Below are 18,059 nucleotides of genomic sequence, written 5' to 3' on the forward strand. Positions count from 1 at the left end.
AAAGAGATGCGTGTTGACCCGAGCTATATCAATAACCTTGTCAGCGCACTGGATACAGCGCAGGGCAATGAGCAGCAATTCTCATCGGAGTTGTCGAGCGGAGTGAGCGTAACCTCGCTGAGCTCAAACCCGGTGGCGGCGGGAGAGAATGTGCTGTTGCTGAACCAGATTCAACAGGATGATTCGTATTCGAGCACAACCAGCCAGGTCACGGGGCAACTGCAGGTTGCGGATTCGGCACTGGGGTCTGTGGTTACGCAACTGACGCAGGCGATCTCACTGGCAACGAGCGCCAATAACGGCACGATGAATACGAGCGAGGTAAACTCGGTCGGAAGCCAACTGCAGGGCATCCTCGGCGAGGTGATACAGATGGCGAACACCTCTTACCAGGGGCAATTCATCTTTGCCGGCACGGCGACTTCGACACAGCCCTTCGATTCGTCAGGGAATTACACGGTCACCGCGGCAGAGGGCGGGCAGACGGTGAACTTCCTGACAACGCCAAGCAATCAGAAGATCCAGTTGAATGTGCCCGGCTCGCAGATCTTTACCGGCAATGGCAACAGCTCAGTCAGCGTGATGGGCGCGCTGAACGCGCTGATTACGGATTACTCCGGCGCGACCGTGGATGAGGCGCAGGCAGCGGCAGACACGAGTACGCTGAACTCGGCACTCAACTTTGTCTCCGAGCAGCGGGTCACAATTGATAACTCGATCAATCAGGTTTCGGCTTCTTCTACGGCGGCAACGAGCGAGGCGCTGCAGTTGACCTCCGCGCAGACCAACCTGATGCAGGCCGATGTGGGCCAAGTATCAACGCAACTGTCAACTGCCGAAACCCAGGCGACGGCGCTCGAAGACACGATTGCACAGCTTGGTTCCGGGAGCCTCTTCGACAAGTTGCAATACTAAAGCTGAAGTAATTCAGACATGGAAATCGCAGGCGGCGGGCTTTAGGCCCGGTCGCCTGCGCTGTTTCTGGAGCGGAGCGCGCGCCGCGTATACTTTGGAGCGAAGGAACCTGAATGAGAAACCAGGATGCTTGAGCCTCTTCGCTTTCTGTGGAACGCCACGCGCGGCGCGCGGCTGACGCCGTGGCGCAGCCCCTATCTGCGCTGGCGCATGGAGACTTATTCCGGCGCATGGGCGGAAGAGATTACTGCGGGCAAAATGATGGCATTTCTGTGGGCGGAGCGGTGGGAACTGCTCAGGTTTCTTTTCTGGACGCGAAGTGTGCAGCGGGAAGCGCAGAAGAACCGCTGAAAGTGCGAATGTCGAAAACCAATTCTGAGATGAGGATCTGAAGATGAGTCTTGTGGGCGCGAAATTGCTGACGCGGAGACAAGTGAGTAAGGCAGCTCTCGGTATGGCCGCTGCTGCCGGGCTTCCGGCATGGTTGCGCGCGGCTCAGGGCGCGGCTCAGGGCGCGACGAATCAGAACGGGATGAATACGGTTGGGGCGGATTCTTTGCGCACGCATGCGGCGGCGCATGGGCTGCTATGCGGTGCCGCAGTGGTTCCAAATCTGCTGGATGTGGATGGCTTTGCCGCGGGAACGACTTCAGACGCATACACGCGGCTGGTGGCGGAGCAGGCGAACATCGTGGTGGCGGAAAACTCGATGAAGTGGGCCGCGCTGCGGCCAACGGCGACGACCTTCGACTTTACGCAGGCCGACAGGCTGATCCGGTTTGCGGAGCTGGCGGGGCAAAGGGTTCGCGGACACAATCTGTGCTGGCATGAAAGTGTTCCTGCGTGGTTGCAGACGACAGCGACAAAGGAAAATGCGAAGCAGCTTCTGGTGAACCACATTCAGACGGTGGCAGGGCGGTATCGCGGGCGGATTCATAGCTGGGATGTGGTGAATGAGGCTGTGAATCCGAAGGATGGACGCGGGGATGGGCTCAGGAACTCGTTGTGGATGGAGCTGCTGGGGCCTGAGTACCTGGAGATTGCCTATACGACCGCGGCGCAGGCCGATCCGGAAGCGAAGCTGACTTATAACGAATACGGAATCGAGCTGGACACGCCGGAAGATACTGCGAAGCGCGCCTATGTGCTGATGCTTTTGAGGAGATTCAAGGCGCGTGGCGTGCCGATTCACGCGGTGGGAATTCAGAGCCATCTACAGGCGAGCGGGCCGCAGCCGGGCGCAGGGCTGGTTGCGTTTATCCGCGAGGCGCGGGCAATGGGTCTGGAAGCATACATAACGGAGCTCGATGTGAATACGCACAAGCTGCCGGGCGGCCCGGAGCTGCAGGATGCCGCCGTGGCCGAGGTTTATAAGAACTATCTGGGCCTGGTGCTTGCAGAGCCGAATGTGCTGGCTGCGCTGACATGGGGGGCTACAAGCGCGCATTCGTGGATCAACCAGAGTAAAGAGCCCTGGGCAAAGCGCGCTGATGGATCGCGGCAGCGTCCGCTGCCGTTTGATGACGATCTGCGGCCTACGCCGGCATTCTATGCGTTTCGGAGTGCGATCGATACGGAGAAGCCGCTTGCGGCCCAGCCGATAGGTCCACCGACGACCCCTGCCGCAAAGCCGCAGGATCTGTATAAGCCGTTTGCGGTGCCGGGAAGTCCCACTGCTCCCGCAAAGCCACAGGGTGCGTCCTAGGACTGAGCGTCTATCCTGAGCACAGGGGTCTTTCGCCTTTTGATGAAGCCTGGTTATCTTCTTCTTCGCTGCATGATTTTATGCGCGACATTTTCTGCCGCACTGCATGGAGCGGCGCAGCAGAATCCCGCTCCGCAGCAGCAGCAAACGCCTCCGCCGGCTGAGCCTCCGCAGCCGATGCCGGGAGCGGAGCAGAGCGACCAGGTGCTGCGCCTGACGACGAAGGAAGTGCTGGTGCCGACGCTTGTGGAGAAGCACGACGGCGGTGTGGTGTATGGGCTGACGGCACAGGATTTTGTTGTTGAAGACAACGGCGTTCCGCAAAAGGTGCGCGTGCAGGAGGAGATGGATACGGCTCCGGTGGCACTCGTTGTAGCCATCGAACAAGGCGGCATGAGCGTGCTTGAGTTTGACAAGTTTATGAAGCTCGCTCCGCTGCTGGACACGTTTCTGACCGATGAGAAGAGCCAGGCGGCGCTGGTAGGATTCGATTCCGAGCCGCATTTGATCAAGGATTTTACGCACTCGGGCGAGGAGTTGAACAACGGCATCACGCACATGGAGCCGGGTGACGGCGGCGACTCGATTATGGACACGATCAGCTACGCAGTAGACCTGCTAGGCACGCAGCCACGCGAATATCGCCGGGTTCTGCTGCTGATCAGCGAGGCGCGCGACCACGGGAGCAAGCATACGAAGACGGAGGCGCTGATCCGGAAGATTGGGCAGAGCGATGTGCTGGTGCTGACGGTTTCATTTTCCCCAGGGCGCGCGGAGTTTCTGCACGATGCGCAGGACAGCGGCGAAGTGCGGACCATGAATATGGTTTCCGGGCTGGTGATGCTGGCGCAGGCCATGCGCAAAAATGTGACGAAAGAGATTGCCAGCATGAGTGGCGGGGAGTACACGACGTTTACCGGCGATAAGAAGTTTGAGCAGCGGGTTCTGGATGCGGCCAAGCATACGCGGAACCGGTATCTGCTGACCTTCAGCCCATCGAACCCGACACCGGGATTGCATACCCTGAAGGTGCGGCTGGCGCAGAACTACGGAGCGCGCATTGTGGCGCGGGCGGACTACTGGGTGGGCGATGAAGCGCCTGCGGGTGGGGCGCAGTGAGCGATAGGCGTTTACACGAAACGCCTATCGCTCACCGCCTTCTATGCCAGGTTCCGCTGATAGAGCGCAGTTAGCTCGGTCCAGGCACGCTCCGCGCCGGCCTCGTTGTAAGGCTGGCTGCCGCGCACGGTCCAGCCGTGGTTGCAGCCGTCATATACTTCCACTGTGGCTTTCAGTTGCGCATCCGCAAAGGCCTTTTTCAGCGTGTCCTTCGCGGTGGGGTCGCGCTTGTCATCGTTATCGGCAACGCAGCAGAGCACCTCGGTCTTCATTTTGGCAATCATAAGATGCGGACTGTCGGGCTTGTCTGTCACAAGGCCGCCGCCATGAAAAGTGGCCGCCGCGCCGATGCGGCCGGGAACAGTTCCAGCCGTACGGAAGGTAAGCGGGCCGCCCATGCAGTAACCCTGCACTCCCATTTTCTTGCTTTTGTTGGTCTGGGGCTGCTGATCGAGAAATGCGGTGTAGTCTTTCGCATCGCTGATGCCGGCATCCGCTGTCAGCGCGGCGGCAAGCGGCATGACCTTGGCGCGGTCCTCGGGCTTGGAAAAGTCGAATGAGCCGTCAACGACGGGAGCCTTCGCATTGCGGTAAAAGGGATTGGGCACCAGAACAACGTAACCCTGTGCTGCCAGACGGCGTCCCATCTCACGGAAGACGGGGCGCAGACCCAGGATGTCGGTCCAGACAAGCACAGCGGGCCACGGACCTTTACCCTCCGGGTAAAAAAGCGCCGCATCCGAGACGCCTGCGGCCATTGGCACGTTTACATCTTTTTCCACCACCTTGGTTTGCGACTGCGCTCCGGCTACAGCGGATGAAAGTACGACAGTAGCTGCGGAGCTGACCATAAAGGTCCGCCGGGAGACTGTGGGGTCATGCGTCAATCCTTGATGAATAAAGTCATCGCACATCGGCTAGCTCTCTTTTCTTCGGCAGCGGAATAGATTTCGGTTCTGTTGTGCTGCTGCTTTGTTGACATTAAAGCAACAGCCTGAGACGCAGCCAGTGGGCTGTCAAAATCTTACATTTCGGTGACAAATGGAACGACGGATTACGCGCTTGATCGGAGAGGGAAGTGGTGCCGATTGCGTCGCGCGGCGTCAAAAATAGAGACGAGCAGTCCACGGATCGAACTGCGCCGGGCGATGTTTGGATATGGGTCATTCAAGGAGTAGAACCATGCGTCGAATCTTAATGGGCCTGATCTTTGCCGGTGTGTTTTTCGCATCGGCTTTTTCGTGTGCGGCGCAGCAGCCAAGCAGTACTCAACAAACAAGCAATCAGGATCAACTGGAAACACTTATTAAAGAGGCGATCTCAATCGTTGGCAACCTAAAAGAGGGAAGCATTCGGGCCGAAGTCGAACGAGACTTCATGCTGGATGGCGGCCTTCAGTCCAGGGGAACTTCCAGATATATGTTGAAGAAATGCCGATTCATCAAGATCGAGGTGACGTTCTCGAAGGATGAACGATCCGGCACCTGGATAGACGGATCTCCCAATGACATAGTGACCAGCGTGACAAAACCTTACCTGGAATACCCCTTCATGGACTGATCTGAGCTCCCTGCCTGAATTGTCTGGGCGATAAAAGACATTATGCCGCGAGAAATGTGGCATAATGTCCTTATGAGTTCTTCTGCCGCAACTTCTGCAGCTCCTGTCATCCAGACGTTCGCATACGACTGGAAGGCGGTTGAGCGGGGGATTCCACTTTCAGCGCTGGAGAAATTTTCGGATTACTCCGGTATTTCCATGAAGGAATTGCTGGAGGTGGTGATTCCTCTGCGCACGCTGAAGCACCGCCGTGAGCGCAAGGAGCCGCTGAATATCGACGAATCGGACCGGCTGGCGCGGGTGGCGCGGGTGTATGAGCTGGGGATACGGGTTTTTGGAAATCCTGACAAGGCGCGAAACTGGCTGACGAAACCGAAACCTCGGTTTGATGACCGCTCTCCGCTGACATTGCTCAAGTCGGATGCCGGCGGCAGTCGTATTGAGGAAGCGTTGATCCAGATTGACGAAGGGATGTTTACCTAATTCGGCCAATGAACGAAACTGGACCGCATATACTCTGGCGTATCAGCAACTACTCCGACTTGAGCGGCAAGGGTGGCAAGCTGGCGAGTGGACGCTGGCATACAGCAGGCCGCAGGATTGTTTATCTTGCTTACTCTCCGGCAGCGGCAATGCTGGAGACCCTCGTGCATCTCGATCCAACGGAAGACGAGGTCCCTGATTTTTATCAACTGCTCAAGATCTCCATTGCTGAGAAGGCCGCTGTTCGCACGTTAAGACTTCCCGCAGGACCGGCATGGCGAGAGAAGCCGCAGATGACCCGCCGAATTGGCGATGCGTGGCTTCAAGGATTGAAAACGCCGATTGCAAGCGTTCCTTCTGTGATTGTTCCGCAGACCTGGAATTATCTATTCAATCCGGAGCATCCAGATGCCGAGCATGTTCAAATCATTGCCACATATCGTGAGCGATTCGATAATCGTCTCTTCCTGGGAGGAGCGCGTTGAGCGGGCAGCACTTGGATGCTATTCCCGGGCTCTCCCCCTGCACCCTCCGGGGTTCCCCGCATGGCTCGTTCATGGTACTCTCACATTAGACACTTTGAGAGTGGACACAAGACGATAGAGGAGTAACAAACGCCGTGCTGGCGACTGCAAAGAAAACCGACCTGATTGAACGCTTCCGCACTCACGCGACGGACACGGGCTCGCCCGAAGTCCAGATCGCGATTCTGAGTACGCGGATTGGAGAGCTGACTGAGCACTTCAAGACCCACAAGAAGGACCACGCATCGCGTCGTGGCCTCCTCCAGTTGGTCAGCAAGCGCCGCCGACTGCTGGATTACCTGAAGATGCACGATACGGATCGCTACCGCGACGTCATCGGCAAGCTCGGAATCCGCAAGTAACTCTCAGAAAGCCCCTATTGACCTGGAAGCGCCCAGACCGCGGATTGGTCACGGCCCTGGTTTCCCTTAGAGACCCGGGCCGTGGTGCATTCCGCGCGCATTTTCAAGCGACAGAGACGCTGAACGCGTTTCGCGCATACCGCCCCATCTGTTTTTTCCTCCTTCCATCTCCGGAATGGAATTTGGGCGCTCTTCCAACACAAATTTCCCAAGCACAAATGAAAACAAACAGGGTTCCGATTGGAACCGAAAAGAGGACTCTATGTCGACAAAGCATGAAGTAGCCGTCGAACTTGCCGGCGGCAAGCGGCTGGTCTTTGAGACCGGACGCATGGCCAAGCAGGCCTCGGGCGCTGCCCTGGTTACCGCAGGCGAAACCGTTGTCCTGTCTACTGCCGTAGCATCGCCGGACCCTCGCGAGGGTATCGATTTCTTTCCGCTCACGGTGGATTACCGCGAATACACGTACGCCGGCGGACGCATTCCCGGCGGCTTCATCAAGCGCGAAGGCCGTCCCAGCGAAAAAGAAATCCTGACCTGCCGCCAGATCGACCGCCCGATCCGTCCGTTGTTTCCTGAAGGCTTCCGCAATGAGACCCAGGTGATTGCCCTGGTATTCTCCGCAGACAAGGAAAACGATCCCGACGTTGTAGGCATTAACGCCGCTACTTGCGCGCTGGCTCTTTCTGACATTCCCTTCAGCGCCACCGTGGGAGCTGTTCGCATTGGCCGCGTCAACGGCGAGTTCATTATCAATCCGACTTACGCCGAGCGCGCTTTGTCCACACTGAACATCATGGTTGTCGGTCACAAGGACGGGATCGTGATGATTGAGTCCGGCGCCAAGGAAGAGACCGAAGAGGTCATTCTGGCTGCGATTGAGTTCGGTCATGGCGAGATCAAGAAGATTGTTGCCGCGATTGACGAGCTGGTTGCCAAGGCTGGTAAGCCCAAGCGCGCTGTTGTAGCTCCGGAGTTTGACGAAGCCTATTACGCTGAGCTGAAGGCCAGGATCGGCGAGCGTCTGATTGACGCGCTTGATACCAAGAAGCACGCCAAGACCGAAAGCTATGCGCTGGTAAAGCAGATCAAGGATGAGCTGGCCAAGGAACTGCCCGCCGACGATCCGTCCGCGAAGAAGAAGCTTGGCACTTACTACGAAGCTCTGCGCGAGCGCACCTTCCGCGAGCAGGTTACCAAGGATCGCATTCGCCCGGATCGCCGCGCGTTTGACGAGATTCGGCCGATCAGCATTGAAACCAGTGTTCTGCCCCGTACGCACGGCTCGGCACTGTTTACCCGCGGTGAGACGCAGGCTCTTGTAACAGCTACTCTCGGCACGGCCGATGATGGGCAGCGGTTGGAGAGCTATGAAGGTGAGCAGAAGAAAAACTTCATGCTCCACTACAATTTTCCTCCGTTCAGCGTTGGTGAAACAGGACGTATGACCGGCACAGGTCGTCGCGAAGTGGGCCACGGAGCACTGGCTGAGCGCGCAATTACGGCGGTTCTGCCCGATCCGGGCGACTCTCCTTACTCCTACCGTGTTGTCTCCGACATCCTGGAGTCGAATGGTTCTTCGTCCATGGCTTCAGTCTGCGGCGCGAGCCTTGCTCTGTATGACGCGGGCATCGCGCTCAAGGGCTCGGTTGCCGGCGTGGCGATGGGCCTCGTAAAGGAAGGCGACAACTACGCCATCCTGACCGACATTGCCGGTGCGGAAGATCACTACGGCGACATGGACTTTAAGGTGGCCGGCACGCGCAAGGGCATTACCGCTCTGCAAATGGACATCAAGATTGGTGGACTAACTCGCCAGATTCTCCAGGAAGCCATGGAACAGGCTCGCCAGGGCCGTATCTGGCTGTTGGACAAGATGGATGCCGAGCTCAATGGGCCCCGCGTGGAACGCTCGAAGTACGCGCCGCGCATCGAGACCGTCCAGATTCCGGTGGACAAGATTCGCGACCTCATCGGTAAGGGCGGCGCGACGATCCGCGGCCTGGTGGAGCAGACCGGCGCCAAGATCGACGTGGATGACACGGGCCGCGTCTCCGTGGCATCGAGCGATGCAGACGGTCTGAAGCGCGCGCTGGCGATGATCAACGACATCACGGCAGTGCCCGAGTTGGGCAAGATTTACCTGGGCAAGGTTGTCCGGCTGGCAGAGTTTGGCGCATTCGTCGAGCTCTTCCCAGGTACGGACGGCCTGCTGCACATCTCCGAGATCGCAGAGCACCGCGTGAAGGATGTGAAGGATGAGCTGCGCGAGGGCGATCAGGTGATGGTGAAGGTTCTGGCCATCGAAGGCAACCGCATCAAGCTCAGCCGCAAGGCGCTCATCAAGGAACAGAAGGCCAAGCTGGCTGCCACGCAGGGACCAGCGCCGGAGACGGAAGAAGTGGAAGAAACAGCCTCCGCTCCGGAAGCTCCAGCACGCCCGCGCAACGAGTTCGACGATCGCCAGCCGCGTTCCAACCAGAGCACGATTCTGATTGAGGGCGGCGACGACTTCGAAGACGATGAAGACGGCGAGGAGATCGACGAAGAGAACGAGCCGAACTTCAACCGCGCCGATGGTACTCAGGCTCCCGCAGCGCCGAACGCCAGCGCGGGACGCGGTCCTGGCGGCCCGGCTGGAAACAATAACCGTCGCCGTCGCCGTCGCCGCACTGGTGGCAGTGGTGGCAGTGGTGGTGGTGGACGCGGCCCTGGTCAGGGCGGCGGAAGCCATCAGTAAAACAAACGAAGAGGCCCGGACGAAATGTCCGGGCCTCTTTTATTTTGCCGCGGGAATTTCAGGACGCCTTGGCTGTGGATACATTCGCGCGTGAATCGGCTGGATGCCTGCGCACAACACCGCCTTTATCAAACTTTACGCCACGCTTTTCCTCATACATGCGCATATCGGCCTGAATGCAGAGGGATTTCAGATCCCTGGCATCATCCGGAAAGAGAGCTACGCCGACGCTGGCTCCGACCCGCACCATGTGTTCGTTCAGCCGCAGCGGCTCCTCAAGCATATCTAAAAGTGCCCGGCTGACAAGAGCAGCCTCTTCATGACTCGTGGGCGGCTCAAGAATGACGGCGAATTCATCGCCTCCTGTGCGAGCGACAGTGTCCGAGTGGCGAATTCTTCCAAGGAAGAGCTTGGCGACGCTCTGCAGAAGCAGATCTCCGGCGTGGTGACCGTAGGTGTCGTTGACGATTTTGAAATCGTCGAGATCGACGGTGAGCAGGGCAGCCTGGGTCTCGGAGCGGCGGGCACGCTCAATGGCTCCTGCAAGACGATCCTGAAAGAGGCGGCGGTTGGGAAGGCCGGTCAGCTCGTCATGCAACGCCAGATGCTTGTTGTGCTCGATCTGCTCTTCCAGCATAAGCAAAATCATGCCGACGGCGACGATGTATTTCGGCAGATTCCACACTTCGGGTTCCACTTTGAATGTGGGCAGGAAGGCCTCGAGTATGGGCCCGACAACAAAGACCGAGGCCCAGAGCCAGAAGCCAACGACTCCGATCAGGGCTCCGGTGGTGGCCTTGCGGTTGTAGTACCAGAAATGCATGGCGCAGCCGAAATAGACGGTGAATAGGATGCTGTCCAGCGCAAGCGATTGGCCATCCGGCAGGCTTTGAGCGCGCAGCAGGAAAACCCCGAGAGCGAAATGGAGAATGGACATGCTCCAGCGGAGCTGGGGAGCGGACCAGCGCGGGAAAAAGAGGGTCATGAAGAGCGGAAAGAAACCGAGCAGGGCTTCCGAGGTAGTAAGAAGCCAGCGCGGAGCCTCCAGCACCAGGTTGCATATCACGAACAGAAAAGCCGCCGACATGACCGGCATCATGATCCGGCCGATGCGCTCCGTAGAGAGGAGTTCGGCAATGGAAGAGCGCATGAACAGTATGGCAGCCATGATGAGGCTCATGACGCTGACAATCGTTATAACCTTGCCTATGGCGCCGTCAAACTGGCCAAAGAGCGCCGCCGTGAAGTGCAGAACGATGTAATACCAGCCAAAGAGCCAGTTGCTGGACGAGACGGTGCGGCAGTGACGAACCGCCGAGGCAAATGCCCAGGCGAGAAGGCCGACGGCGATGATATCCGGCAGTTTGCTCCAGTCCACTGTCCACTCCGCGGGCGCCGCTCAAGTCAGGATACACGCCGTTCACGCGTAGGTTGCTTTGAGTCTTCCCGGTAGAAGAATTATAGGTCGGGTTCAAAGAAAAACGCGCACTATTTCAACACTGCGGTAATATGTGCCGTGTAACCGTTTCCCCACTCAGAGCGAGGCGGTTTCTTCCGCTGGATCGGGCGCGTTGGTTACGCGTTCGATCGGGGCGCCCACGCTGCACAGCTTCTCCTCGATGCGTTCGTATCCCCGGTCTATATGATAGACGCGGTCGAGGACGGATTGTCCTTCGGCGACGAGCGCGGCCAGGACGAGGCTGGCGGAGGCGCGCAGGTCAGAGCACATGACATAAGCGCCGGTGAGATGGGCGGCGCCGCGGACAGTGGCAGTGCGGCTCTCTACTTTGATATCGGCGCCCATGCGGATCAGTTCCTGAACGTGCATGAAGCGGTTCTCAAAGATGTTTTCTGTTACCAGACTGACGCCTTCGGCTTGCGTGACCAGGGCCATGAACTGCGCCTGCATGTCGGTGGGGAAGCCGGGGTGTTCCTCGGTGGAGATGTCGGTGGCGCGCAGCTTGCCACCAGCCCGGACACGGATCGAATCCGGCCCTACGATCTCTACGTTCGACCCGGCCTCCTGGATTTTGGCAATGACTGCGCCGAGGTGCGAAGGGTCGCAATTTGCGACAGTCAGATCACCACCAGTGATCGCCCCTGCGACAAGAAAAGTTCCCGCCTCGATGCGGTCGGGAATGATGATGTGGCCTTTACCGGGCCCCGTTCCGTGCAGGCGCTCAACGCCCTGCACGCGGATCATGGACGTGCCTGCGCCTTCGATTTTTGCGCCCATTCTTGTGAGCAGAGCGGCCAGGTCGGAGACTTCAGGCTCGCGCGCCGCATTCTCCAGCAGGGTTTCGCCCTCGGCCAGCGTGGCGGCCATCAGCAGATCTTCCGTGCCGGTCACGGTGATCTTGTCGAAGACAATATGAGCGCCCTTCAATCTCTCCGCGCGGGCTTCAATGTAGCCGTGCGCCTGCACAATCTCCGCGCCCATTTTTTCCAGGCCCTTGATGTGCAGGTCGATGGGCCTTCCGCCAATGGCGCAGCCGCCGGGCATGGCCACGCGGGCCACGCCGACGCGAGCGACAAGCGGGCCGAGCACCAGCGAGCTGGCGCGCATGGTTTTGACAATCTCGTACTTGGCCACGGGATCGGAGAGCACGGCGCAGCGGATGCGGGTGCAATGGTCCTCCGGCAGGTCCACTTCGGCGCCCATCGACGAGAGCAGCTTGCGCTCAGTAGTAATGTCACGGACATGCGGAATGTTTTCGAGGACCACTTCGTCTTCTGTCAGGATGGCGGCGGCCATGCAGGGCAGGGCGGAGTTCTTTGCGCCTGAGACGCGGATGGTGCCCTGAAGCGGTGTGCCGCCGGTGATGAGGAATTTGTCCATGATCTTGCTGAACCTCGAGCCGTAAGGGAAATGCCGGAGGTTTCAGTGTAATTTTATCGGCTGTGCGGGACAGTATCGAACCAGGTGCGCGTCCATAAAGGCCGCAAAAAAACAATGGTCATTGAGCGCCGCAAAGACAGCGCCCAATGACCACCTCAGTAGCCGTATTGGCAGAATCAATACTTCGGTTTCAGCTGCGAATCAACCTCCGGCAGTACCGCTGTGCCTTCGATCCTCACCGCATCCAGCGCCCTGGGATCCAAGCCCAGCGCGTCCAGAATCGTCGGCGCCACCTGCATCGTGGAAACGCCGGTATAAACCGTCTGCGGCTGAAAGCGCGGATTCGTCACCAGCATGATCACGTTGGTATCGTCATGCGCAAAGCCGCCGTGATCGGCAATCATCGTTGTGCTGCCCGAGTAGGTCATGCCAACGTTCGGAGCAACAATAATGTCTGGAGTCCGCGGGTCCATCCCCGGTCCAAGCCCGCCCACGCCATAGTTCAGCGCAAGGCTGCCGCCGTAGTAAATCTCACCCAGCCCGATCGCCTGCGCGTTGTTTTCAAGGATCGTTACCGCAGCATCCACACTCGCGCCCTTGTTGAGCCACAGCACAGACACATCATCTTCCGTCGCGCCAATCCCGGTCGAATTCAGCGGCGACTCCGAGAAGGGAATCATGCCGGCATTCGCCAGAAATGTCGCCGGCGTATTCGAGCCGTTCGCCACATACAGGCTCGTATCAATCGGCGAAGCCCCATGTTTGGCCGTAATGATCAGCAGCGTATCGTCAAAAATGCCGCGCTGCTTCAGCGCATTCACAATGTCGCCAACTGAAGCATCCACAAACTGAATCTCGCTCAGCAGTTCATCGCTCGGCGTTGCCGCGGCATTCTTGTAGCCGCCCACGCCCACGCCCGGCTCATTCACGCTTGCGCCAATGTAGACCGCCTGAAAGTTCATGCCAAAGACCGCAGGCGTTTCCGCAGCCGCGCCGGAATGCGTTTTGCCGTCGATCTCATTCAGCAGAGCTTTGACCTTCAGCGCGTCATAGCACTGAATGTTGGCAAAGCTGCCCGCCCACGACGAGACGCCGATGGTGTCGCGAATGGACGCGCAGGATGCGCCTTGCGCGGTGGTCACCCCAGGCAGCGCAATCACATTCGAGTCCACCTCCGGCGAGTAGTAATCATTCAGCCCCGTGCCTCCGGGCCCTGCCGTAAAGGAGTAGGAAGCATGCTTATCAATCCACGCCGTATATTTGCCGGCCTTGTGCGCCACGCTGAAGATCGTATTTACACGCACAAAATCCCACGGATACACCTGCGCGCATCCATTTGCCGGATCGCGGTCCAGCTTCCGCTTGTCAATGGAAGCAATTCCGCCTTCAGTGGGTGCAGCGCCCGGAGCGCCGCCGTTCAGCTTCGTATCGTCGAATTCAATCCCTTGATCGAAATCCGTTGTGTATCCCGTTGGCGCCGCGCCGGGCTTGCACGGCCCTGGCTCAAGCCCCGTGCCCGTCGTCAACTCAGGACCATCCAGTGTGCGGTCATAAGCCACGTCGTAGTACATACCGGTCGTCTTCGGCGAGCCGCCGGTCACCAGCGCCGCCAGTCCGGGGAATGAGTCCGAAGGCTTTGAGGAAGTCACAGCTGTGTAATTGATGCCCGTATGGCTCAGCGCGGTCAGGTTCGGGCAATACGGATCGCCGCCGTTTACGCCCGCGATTCCATGCGCGCAATGGTAGAAATCCACCGCATGCATGCCGTCAATGCTCAACAGCAGCACATGCCGAATCCCGTGCCCGTCTCTATCTCTGTCGTTCCCATCCTGCGCCACCACATGCGAAGACAATGCAATCATCGCCGCCGCCACACCAACAGCTACAGACAAATTTAGTTTCATTATTTAGCCTCCCTCAGAGTTGGTATGCCTCCGGGGCGGTCGCATGAGTTAAACCACTGTGAAATTCGCTCGGACCGCCTCATTTTGTCGTTAAATCCGCAAGGAATTTATAAAGCTCCGGGCTGGGCAGTATCAAAGGCCGTGCGCGGGCATCAGCCAATCCCATCGGCTTGCAGGATGAATCTCACCAGATGGCCGAATTGAGTGTCAAACATCTGGTGCGGATTCTGCGCGGCGTGCAGGACGGAATCGGAGGTGTGCGCATCGGGTTCGTTGTCAAACTGGTTCACGATGACTGTGTTGAGGCTGGGAAGGACAAGGATGTAATGGCCGCCTGCGCCCTGTGCGGAATACATACCGGGCAGCGTGGCTTCCGGAATGTGAATACCGCCGTACTCCACCCACCACAGGTATTCATAACCGCCCAGGTTCATCTTTCCCAGGTAAACCATCTCGCTCGCGTGCGTGCTCTTTTCTACCCAGTCCGCCGGAATGATCTGGCGGTTCTTCCAGCGGCCATGATTGAGATAGAGCAGGCCGAAGCGCGCCATGTCGAGAGCGGTCATCTGGAACATTAAGGCGGGGTGCGTGGAGACGCTTGCGTCGCCGATGTAATAGACATCGCTAGGCTGGAAGTCCTGCATGCTGATGGGCTTTGCGATGCGCTGGTAAAAGGCTTCGCCGATCTTGAGGCCGGTCTTCTTTTCAAAGATGGTGCCGAGCACGTTGAAGTCCCAGTTGTTGTAGAACCAGAAGGTGCCGGGAGCGTGGCTACCGCGCACGGGGCGCATCTTGCGCTGGAAATTTACTTCAAAGGCTGCGGCATGATACACACCGGAGCGTGCGCGCAATAGGTCTACGATCTTTGCCTAGCGTTCTTCTTTAGTGAGTGGCATTGGAGTGTCGTCAATGCCCGCCTGCTCCAGCGTTTCGTTAATGTCGATCTTTCCTTCGGTTGCATAGATTCCAAACAGCGCGCTGATCAGGCTCTTGCGTACGGAAAACGTGGTGATCCTTTTGTTGGTGTCGCCCCATTGGTCTATGAGGTGCCCGCATTGCACAATCACGACGGAAGAATCATGCAGGGAGTCGGCGTAGGCCTGTGCTGCATCAAGCGCGGGCTTGGACCATCCCTTCTGGTTTTCTTGCGAAGCCTGTTTCCACTCGTGACCGGGGAACGCAGGATTGCTGCAGGAGATAGTCGGCTTGGCAGCTTGAGCCGCGCTTACTGCCTGTGCGTGGAGCGTTCGCAGCCCACAACTTGTCGCGATAGCGAGGACGAAAAGAAGTCTCATGCGGAATCTCCCGGAGCTTACGAAATCTTGGGCGTGGAAAACGCCGGAGGTTTCATAGTATAGAGGTAAGTGTCGCGTTTCAGTATCAAGCAATGTACCGCTTTAATCAACCCAGAGATCCCGGTCTCATCTTGAGCATAGCTGTCTTTGCCTACCGCCGCGTTATAAGCTGTTGCTATCCATAATAAAGCCGTCCTCAATTATTGAACGGCGCTGCGCGTAGGGTACGGGTTCTGTATGGTCGAAGGACCAAAACACGGAACTGTCTGGAGCGATAACGAGCTCGATGCAATTGTCGCGGACTATTTTGCGATGTTAACGACCGAACTTCGAGGCGAGGCCTATGTCAAGTCTAAGCACAGCGCCGCGCTAATGGCGCAAATTGGAAGGACTCATAGGTCAGTTGAATTCAAGCATCAGAATATCTCCTCAGTTCTATGCAACCTAGCGTATCGTCTCAATAATAGAGTCTATTATCATTCGAGGCTCATCTTATGCTGCGGAGACCTCGATATGCGCATTGCTGAGCCCATTGTTTTGAACGAACAGACTCGGCGGAAGTTGGAGCAACAATCGCGCGGTCGTTCCACGGCAGCTCGTGTGGTGATGCGCAGCAAGATCGTGTTGTTGGCAAGTGACGGACTGCAGAACAAGCAGATCGCCAAGACTCTTCAGGTTGCTCCGCGCATGGTTGCGCTGTGGCGCGGGCGTTTTCTTGAGTTGGGTATCGAAGGTCTGCTGAAAGATGCGCCGCGGCCCGGACGTACACCGTCGATCTCTCCGGAAGTGACTGCAACCCTGATTGCAAAAACTACGCAGAGCACGCCGGCCAACGCCACGCAATGGTCTACGCGCACCATGGCTAAAGAGATGCGTGTTTCCAAGGCTTCGGTATCGCGCATCTGGCGGGCCAACGGTCTGAAGCCGCATCGCATGGAGAGCTTCAAAGTCAGCAATGATCCGCAGTTCGCCGACAAACTGGAGGCCATCGTTGGGCTCTATCTCCACCCTCCCGAGCACGCCCTGGTGTTGTCTGTGGACGAAAAGAGTCAGATCCGGGCACTGGATCGTACGCAGCCCGGCCTGCCGCTCAAGAAGGGGCGCGGCCAAACCATGACCCATGACTACAAACGCAACGGTACGACCACCTTGTTCGCCGCGCTCAACACCGCCAATGGCGAGGTTTATGGTTTATGCCAGCAGAAGCATCGTCATCAGGAGTGGCTGAAGTTCCTGCGCATGATCGATCAGACGGTCCCCGCAGACAAAGAAATTTACCTGATCTGCGATAACTACTCGACCCATAAACATGAGCGAGTGCAACGCTGGCTGGGAAAACAGAAGAGATTCCACGTGCGCTTCACGCCCACCTCGGCTTCATGGCTCAACATGGTGGAACGCTTCTTCCGCGACATTACCCACAACCGCTTGCGGCGCGGCGTCTTCCAGGATCTCGAACAACTGATCACCGCCATCGGAGAATATATCGACGACCATAATCAAAATCCAAAGCCCTTCATCTGGACCGCCAAAGCCAACGACATTTTGGAAAAAGTCACCCGCGCTCAGACCGCCCTCAATAAAAGACGATCTGCGTGAGACGCTACACTAGGACTTCCGTGGATAGTCGGTTACAGACCCAAAGAGAATTACCAGAATGCAATTTTTGGAGCAATAGACCGTTATCTTGTGGCAAATACAGCGTTCTTTGAAATGCTTCCTACAACGCCGGGACAAGTATCCGACGCCCCGAGCCTATTTGTCCCGCCGCCAAAAGTAGATCTAACTTCTAAAAGTTCACCAGTCGGACTAAGGAGGTTGATTCGTAAATTTGATCCGGCCGCTAGAGATTTGCGCAATCGCAACTTAGGCAAAGCCGGTGAAGGCTTTGTTCTCGAAGTTGAACGGAAAAGACTTGAACAAGCCGATCGTAAGGATTTGGCACGCAAGGTCCGATGGGTTGCCGCGGAGGATGGCGACGGAGCTGGGTATGACATTCTTTCATTTGCGCTGTCCGGCTCAGAAAGTCTAATCGAAGTCAAGACTACCAATGGTGCCGCGCGTACGCCATTCTTTTTAACGCGAAATGAATCTGAGATGGCTACCGAGAGACCCGAGCATTGGCAAATTTATCGAGTGCATCTTTTTTCGAGTTCGCCACAAATCTTCACGATCCAGCCTCCACTAGAAAATGCGCTAAAGCTTATACCTGAAGCCTGGCGCGCATTTTTCTAGTCTTTGCTGGTTTCAGTTGCCGATGAATAGCGTATGACGATTTGGAGGAACAGTGAGAAATCATTATTTACACGATCAAAATTATCTCATTTTCGCTCCTGATATATCAGACACCCTTCGCTCGCAATTGCTTAAATCCACGGAGTTATTCTGCTGCATGTGTGGCATTCGCGCAGGACAGTTCGACTCTGCTACTGGACTCCGTGCGCTACTGCATATAGCTAATTGCGAAATCACCCTAGTGTCCCGTCTCTAAAATAAGTTGAATAATTAATAAGGATTGTTTCATCGGATAGAGTGTGAGGAACTTCGATGGGACGTCCGTTGATTGCCTTGTCTATTACCGCCGAGGACCAGGCTCAGTTGCTGGCCTGGAGC

17 protein-coding genes are annotated in these 18,059 nt (G+C 57.4%); 11 read left to right on the forward strand and 6 right to left on the reverse strand.

Annotated elements, in window-relative coordinates; genetic code table 11:
* The first annotated feature begins 6 nt into the window (after positions 1 to 6).
* The 4 genes from ABSG47_RS07620 (at position 7) to ABSG47_RS07635 (ending at position 3,739) form a co-directional block, all read left to right on the forward strand.
* On the forward strand, positions 7 to 915 hold the full coding sequence (locus ABSG47_RS07620) for a flagellin N-terminal helical domain-containing protein (RefSeq protein ID WP_424168484.1): 909 nt from the start codon (positions 7 to 9) through the stop codon (positions 913 to 915).
* A gap of 126 nt (positions 916 to 1,041) precedes the next feature.
* Entirely contained in the window at positions 1,042 to 1,266 is a 225-nt protein-coding gene (locus ABSG47_RS07625; protein WP_424168486.1) for a hypothetical protein, read from the forward strand.
* Between the two features lie 82 nt (positions 1,267 to 1,348).
* Positions 1,349 to 2,620, forward strand: a complete 1,272-nt coding sequence (locus ABSG47_RS07630; protein ID WP_424168488.1) for an endo-1,4-beta-xylanase — start codon at positions 1,349 to 1,351, stop codon at positions 2,618 to 2,620.
* A 42-nt stretch (positions 2,621 to 2,662) separates the two neighbouring features.
* Complete coding sequence (locus tag ABSG47_RS07635; RefSeq protein WP_424168490.1) at positions 2,663 to 3,739, forward strand: VWA domain-containing protein; 1,077 nt, start codon at positions 2,663 to 2,665, stop codon at positions 3,737 to 3,739.
* 41 nt (positions 3,740 to 3,780) lie between these two features.
* Here ABSG47_RS07635 and ABSG47_RS07640 read toward each other — a convergent pair whose 3' ends face one another.
* Entirely contained in the window at positions 3,781 to 4,653 is an 873-nt protein-coding gene (locus ABSG47_RS07640) for a dienelactone hydrolase family protein (RefSeq protein ID WP_424168492.1), read from the reverse strand.
* 268 nt (positions 4,654 to 4,921) lie between these two features.
* Here ABSG47_RS07640 and ABSG47_RS07645 point away from each other — a divergent pair, with 268 nt between their 5' ends.
* From ABSG47_RS07645 to pnp, 5 genes are all read left to right on the forward strand, one after another.
* Complete coding sequence (locus tag ABSG47_RS07645; RefSeq protein WP_424168494.1) at positions 4,922 to 5,299, forward strand: hypothetical protein; 378 nt, start codon at positions 4,922 to 4,924, stop codon at positions 5,297 to 5,299.
* A 72-nt stretch (positions 5,300 to 5,371) separates the two neighbouring features.
* Positions 5,372 to 5,782: an Xre family toxin-antitoxin system antitoxin gene (locus ABSG47_RS07650; protein ID WP_424168496.1), complete on the forward strand. Its 411-nt coding sequence runs from the start codon at positions 5,372 to 5,374 to the stop codon at positions 5,780 to 5,782.
* An 8-nt stretch (positions 5,783 to 5,790) separates the two neighbouring features.
* Positions 5,791 to 6,267 carry an RES family NAD+ phosphorylase gene (locus ABSG47_RS07655; protein WP_424168499.1) on the forward strand — a complete coding sequence of 159 codons (477 nt, stop codon included), beginning with the start codon at positions 5,791 to 5,793 and terminating at the stop codon, positions 6,265 to 6,267.
* Positions 6,268 to 6,401: 134 nt separating this feature from the next.
* On the forward strand, positions 6,402 to 6,668 hold the full coding sequence (rpsO, locus tag ABSG47_RS07660) for a 30S ribosomal protein S15 (protein ID WP_424168501.1): 267 nt from the start codon (positions 6,402 to 6,404) through the stop codon (positions 6,666 to 6,668).
* A 262-nt stretch (positions 6,669 to 6,930) separates the two neighbouring features.
* Positions 6,931 to 9,408: a polyribonucleotide nucleotidyltransferase gene (gene pnp, locus ABSG47_RS07665; RefSeq protein WP_424168503.1), complete on the forward strand. Its 2,478-nt coding sequence runs from the start codon at positions 6,931 to 6,933 to the stop codon at positions 9,406 to 9,408.
* Between the two features lie 58 nt (positions 9,409 to 9,466).
* Here pnp and ABSG47_RS07670 read toward each other — a convergent pair whose 3' ends face one another.
* The 5 genes from ABSG47_RS07670 to ABSG47_RS07690 all read right to left on the reverse strand — a co-directional run bounded on the left by ABSG47_RS07670 (position 9,467) and on the right by ABSG47_RS07690 (position 15,446).
* Positions 9,467 to 10,786 (reverse strand): diguanylate cyclase domain-containing protein, encoded by a 1,320-nt coding sequence (locus ABSG47_RS07670; RefSeq protein ID WP_424168506.1) that lies wholly within the window; start codon positions 10,784 to 10,786, stop codon positions 9,467 to 9,469.
* A 156-nt stretch (positions 10,787 to 10,942) separates the two neighbouring features.
* Positions 10,943 to 12,247 carry a UDP-N-acetylglucosamine 1-carboxyvinyltransferase gene (gene murA / locus ABSG47_RS07675; RefSeq protein ID WP_424168508.1) on the reverse strand — a complete coding sequence of 435 codons (1,305 nt, stop codon included), beginning with the start codon at positions 12,245 to 12,247 and terminating at the stop codon, positions 10,943 to 10,945.
* A gap of 176 nt (positions 12,248 to 12,423) precedes the next feature.
* On the reverse strand, positions 12,424 to 14,151 hold the full coding sequence (locus tag ABSG47_RS07680) for an alkaline phosphatase family protein (RefSeq protein ID WP_424168511.1): 1,728 nt from the start codon (positions 14,149 to 14,151) through the stop codon (positions 12,424 to 12,426).
* Between the two features lie 152 nt (positions 14,152 to 14,303).
* A complete protein-coding gene (locus ABSG47_RS07685) occupies positions 14,304 to 15,002 on the reverse strand; it encodes a serine hydrolase domain-containing protein (protein WP_424168514.1) in 699 nt (232 codons plus the stop codon).
* Between the two features lie 18 nt (positions 15,003 to 15,020).
* A complete protein-coding gene (locus ABSG47_RS07690) occupies positions 15,021 to 15,446 on the reverse strand; it encodes a hypothetical protein (RefSeq protein WP_424168516.1) in 426 nt (141 codons plus the stop codon).
* A gap of 513 nt (positions 15,447 to 15,959) precedes the next feature.
* On the opposite strand from ABSG47_RS07690, the gene ABSG47_RS07695 reads away from it, so the two are divergent.
* Together ABSG47_RS07695 and ABSG47_RS07700 are read left to right on the forward strand one after the other, a co-directional pair.
* On the forward strand, positions 15,960 to 17,045 hold the full coding sequence (locus tag ABSG47_RS07695; RefSeq protein ID WP_424168519.1) for an IS630 family transposase: 1,086 nt from the start codon (positions 15,960 to 15,962) through the stop codon (positions 17,043 to 17,045).
* Between the two features lie 90 nt (positions 17,046 to 17,135).
* The gene (locus ABSG47_RS07700) at positions 17,136 to 17,681 is read left to right on the forward strand and encodes a protein NO VEIN domain-containing protein (protein ID WP_424168522.1); all 546 of its coding nucleotides are present in this window, start codon (positions 17,136 to 17,138) and stop codon (positions 17,679 to 17,681) included.
* The last annotated feature ends 378 nt before the right edge of the window (positions 17,682 to 18,059 follow it).

This window comes from Occallatibacter sp. (assembly GCF_049510455.1).
Lineage (GTDB): Bacteria > Acidobacteriota > Terriglobia > Terriglobales > Acidobacteriaceae > Telmatobacter.

Excerpts from the sequence above, each read along its gene's own strand:
- ABSG47_RS07620 (WP_424168484.1), top strand. The coding sequence starts at position 7 with ATGCGTGTTGACCCGAGCTATATCAATAACCTTGTCAGCGCACTGGAT.
- ABSG47_RS07625 (WP_424168486.1), top strand. The coding sequence starts at position 1,042 with ATGCTTGAGCCTCTTCGCTTTCTGTGGAACGCCACGCGCGGCGCGCGG.
- ABSG47_RS07635 (WP_424168490.1), top strand. The coding sequence starts at position 2,663 with ATGAAGCCTGGTTATCTTCTTCTTCGCTGCATGATTTTATGCGCGACA.
- ABSG47_RS07640 (WP_424168492.1), bottom strand. The coding sequence starts at position 4,653 with ATGTGCGATGACTTTATTCATCAAGGATTGACGCATGACCCCACAGTC.
- ABSG47_RS07645 (WP_424168494.1), top strand. The coding sequence starts at position 4,922 with ATGCGTCGAATCTTAATGGGCCTGATCTTTGCCGGTGTGTTTTTCGCA.
- ABSG47_RS07650 (WP_424168496.1), top strand. The coding sequence starts at position 5,372 with ATGAGTTCTTCTGCCGCAACTTCTGCAGCTCCTGTCATCCAGACGTTC.
- ABSG47_RS07655 (WP_424168499.1), top strand. The coding sequence starts at position 5,791 with ATGAACGAAACTGGACCGCATATACTCTGGCGTATCAGCAACTACTCC.
- pnp (WP_424168503.1), top strand. The coding sequence starts at position 6,931 with ATGTCGACAAAGCATGAAGTAGCCGTCGAACTTGCCGGCGGCAAGCGG.
- murA (WP_424168508.1), bottom strand. The coding sequence starts at position 12,247 with ATGGACAAATTCCTCATCACCGGCGGCACACCGCTTCAGGGCACCATC.
- ABSG47_RS07680 (WP_424168511.1), bottom strand. The coding sequence starts at position 14,151 with ATGAAACTAAATTTGTCTGTAGCTGTTGGTGTGGCGGCGGCGATGATT.
- ABSG47_RS07690 (WP_424168516.1), bottom strand. The coding sequence starts at position 15,446 with ATGAGACTTCTTTTCGTCCTCGCTATCGCGACAAGTTGTGGGCTGCGA.
- ABSG47_RS07695 (WP_424168519.1), top strand. The coding sequence starts at position 15,960 with ATGCGCATTGCTGAGCCCATTGTTTTGAACGAACAGACTCGGCGGAAG.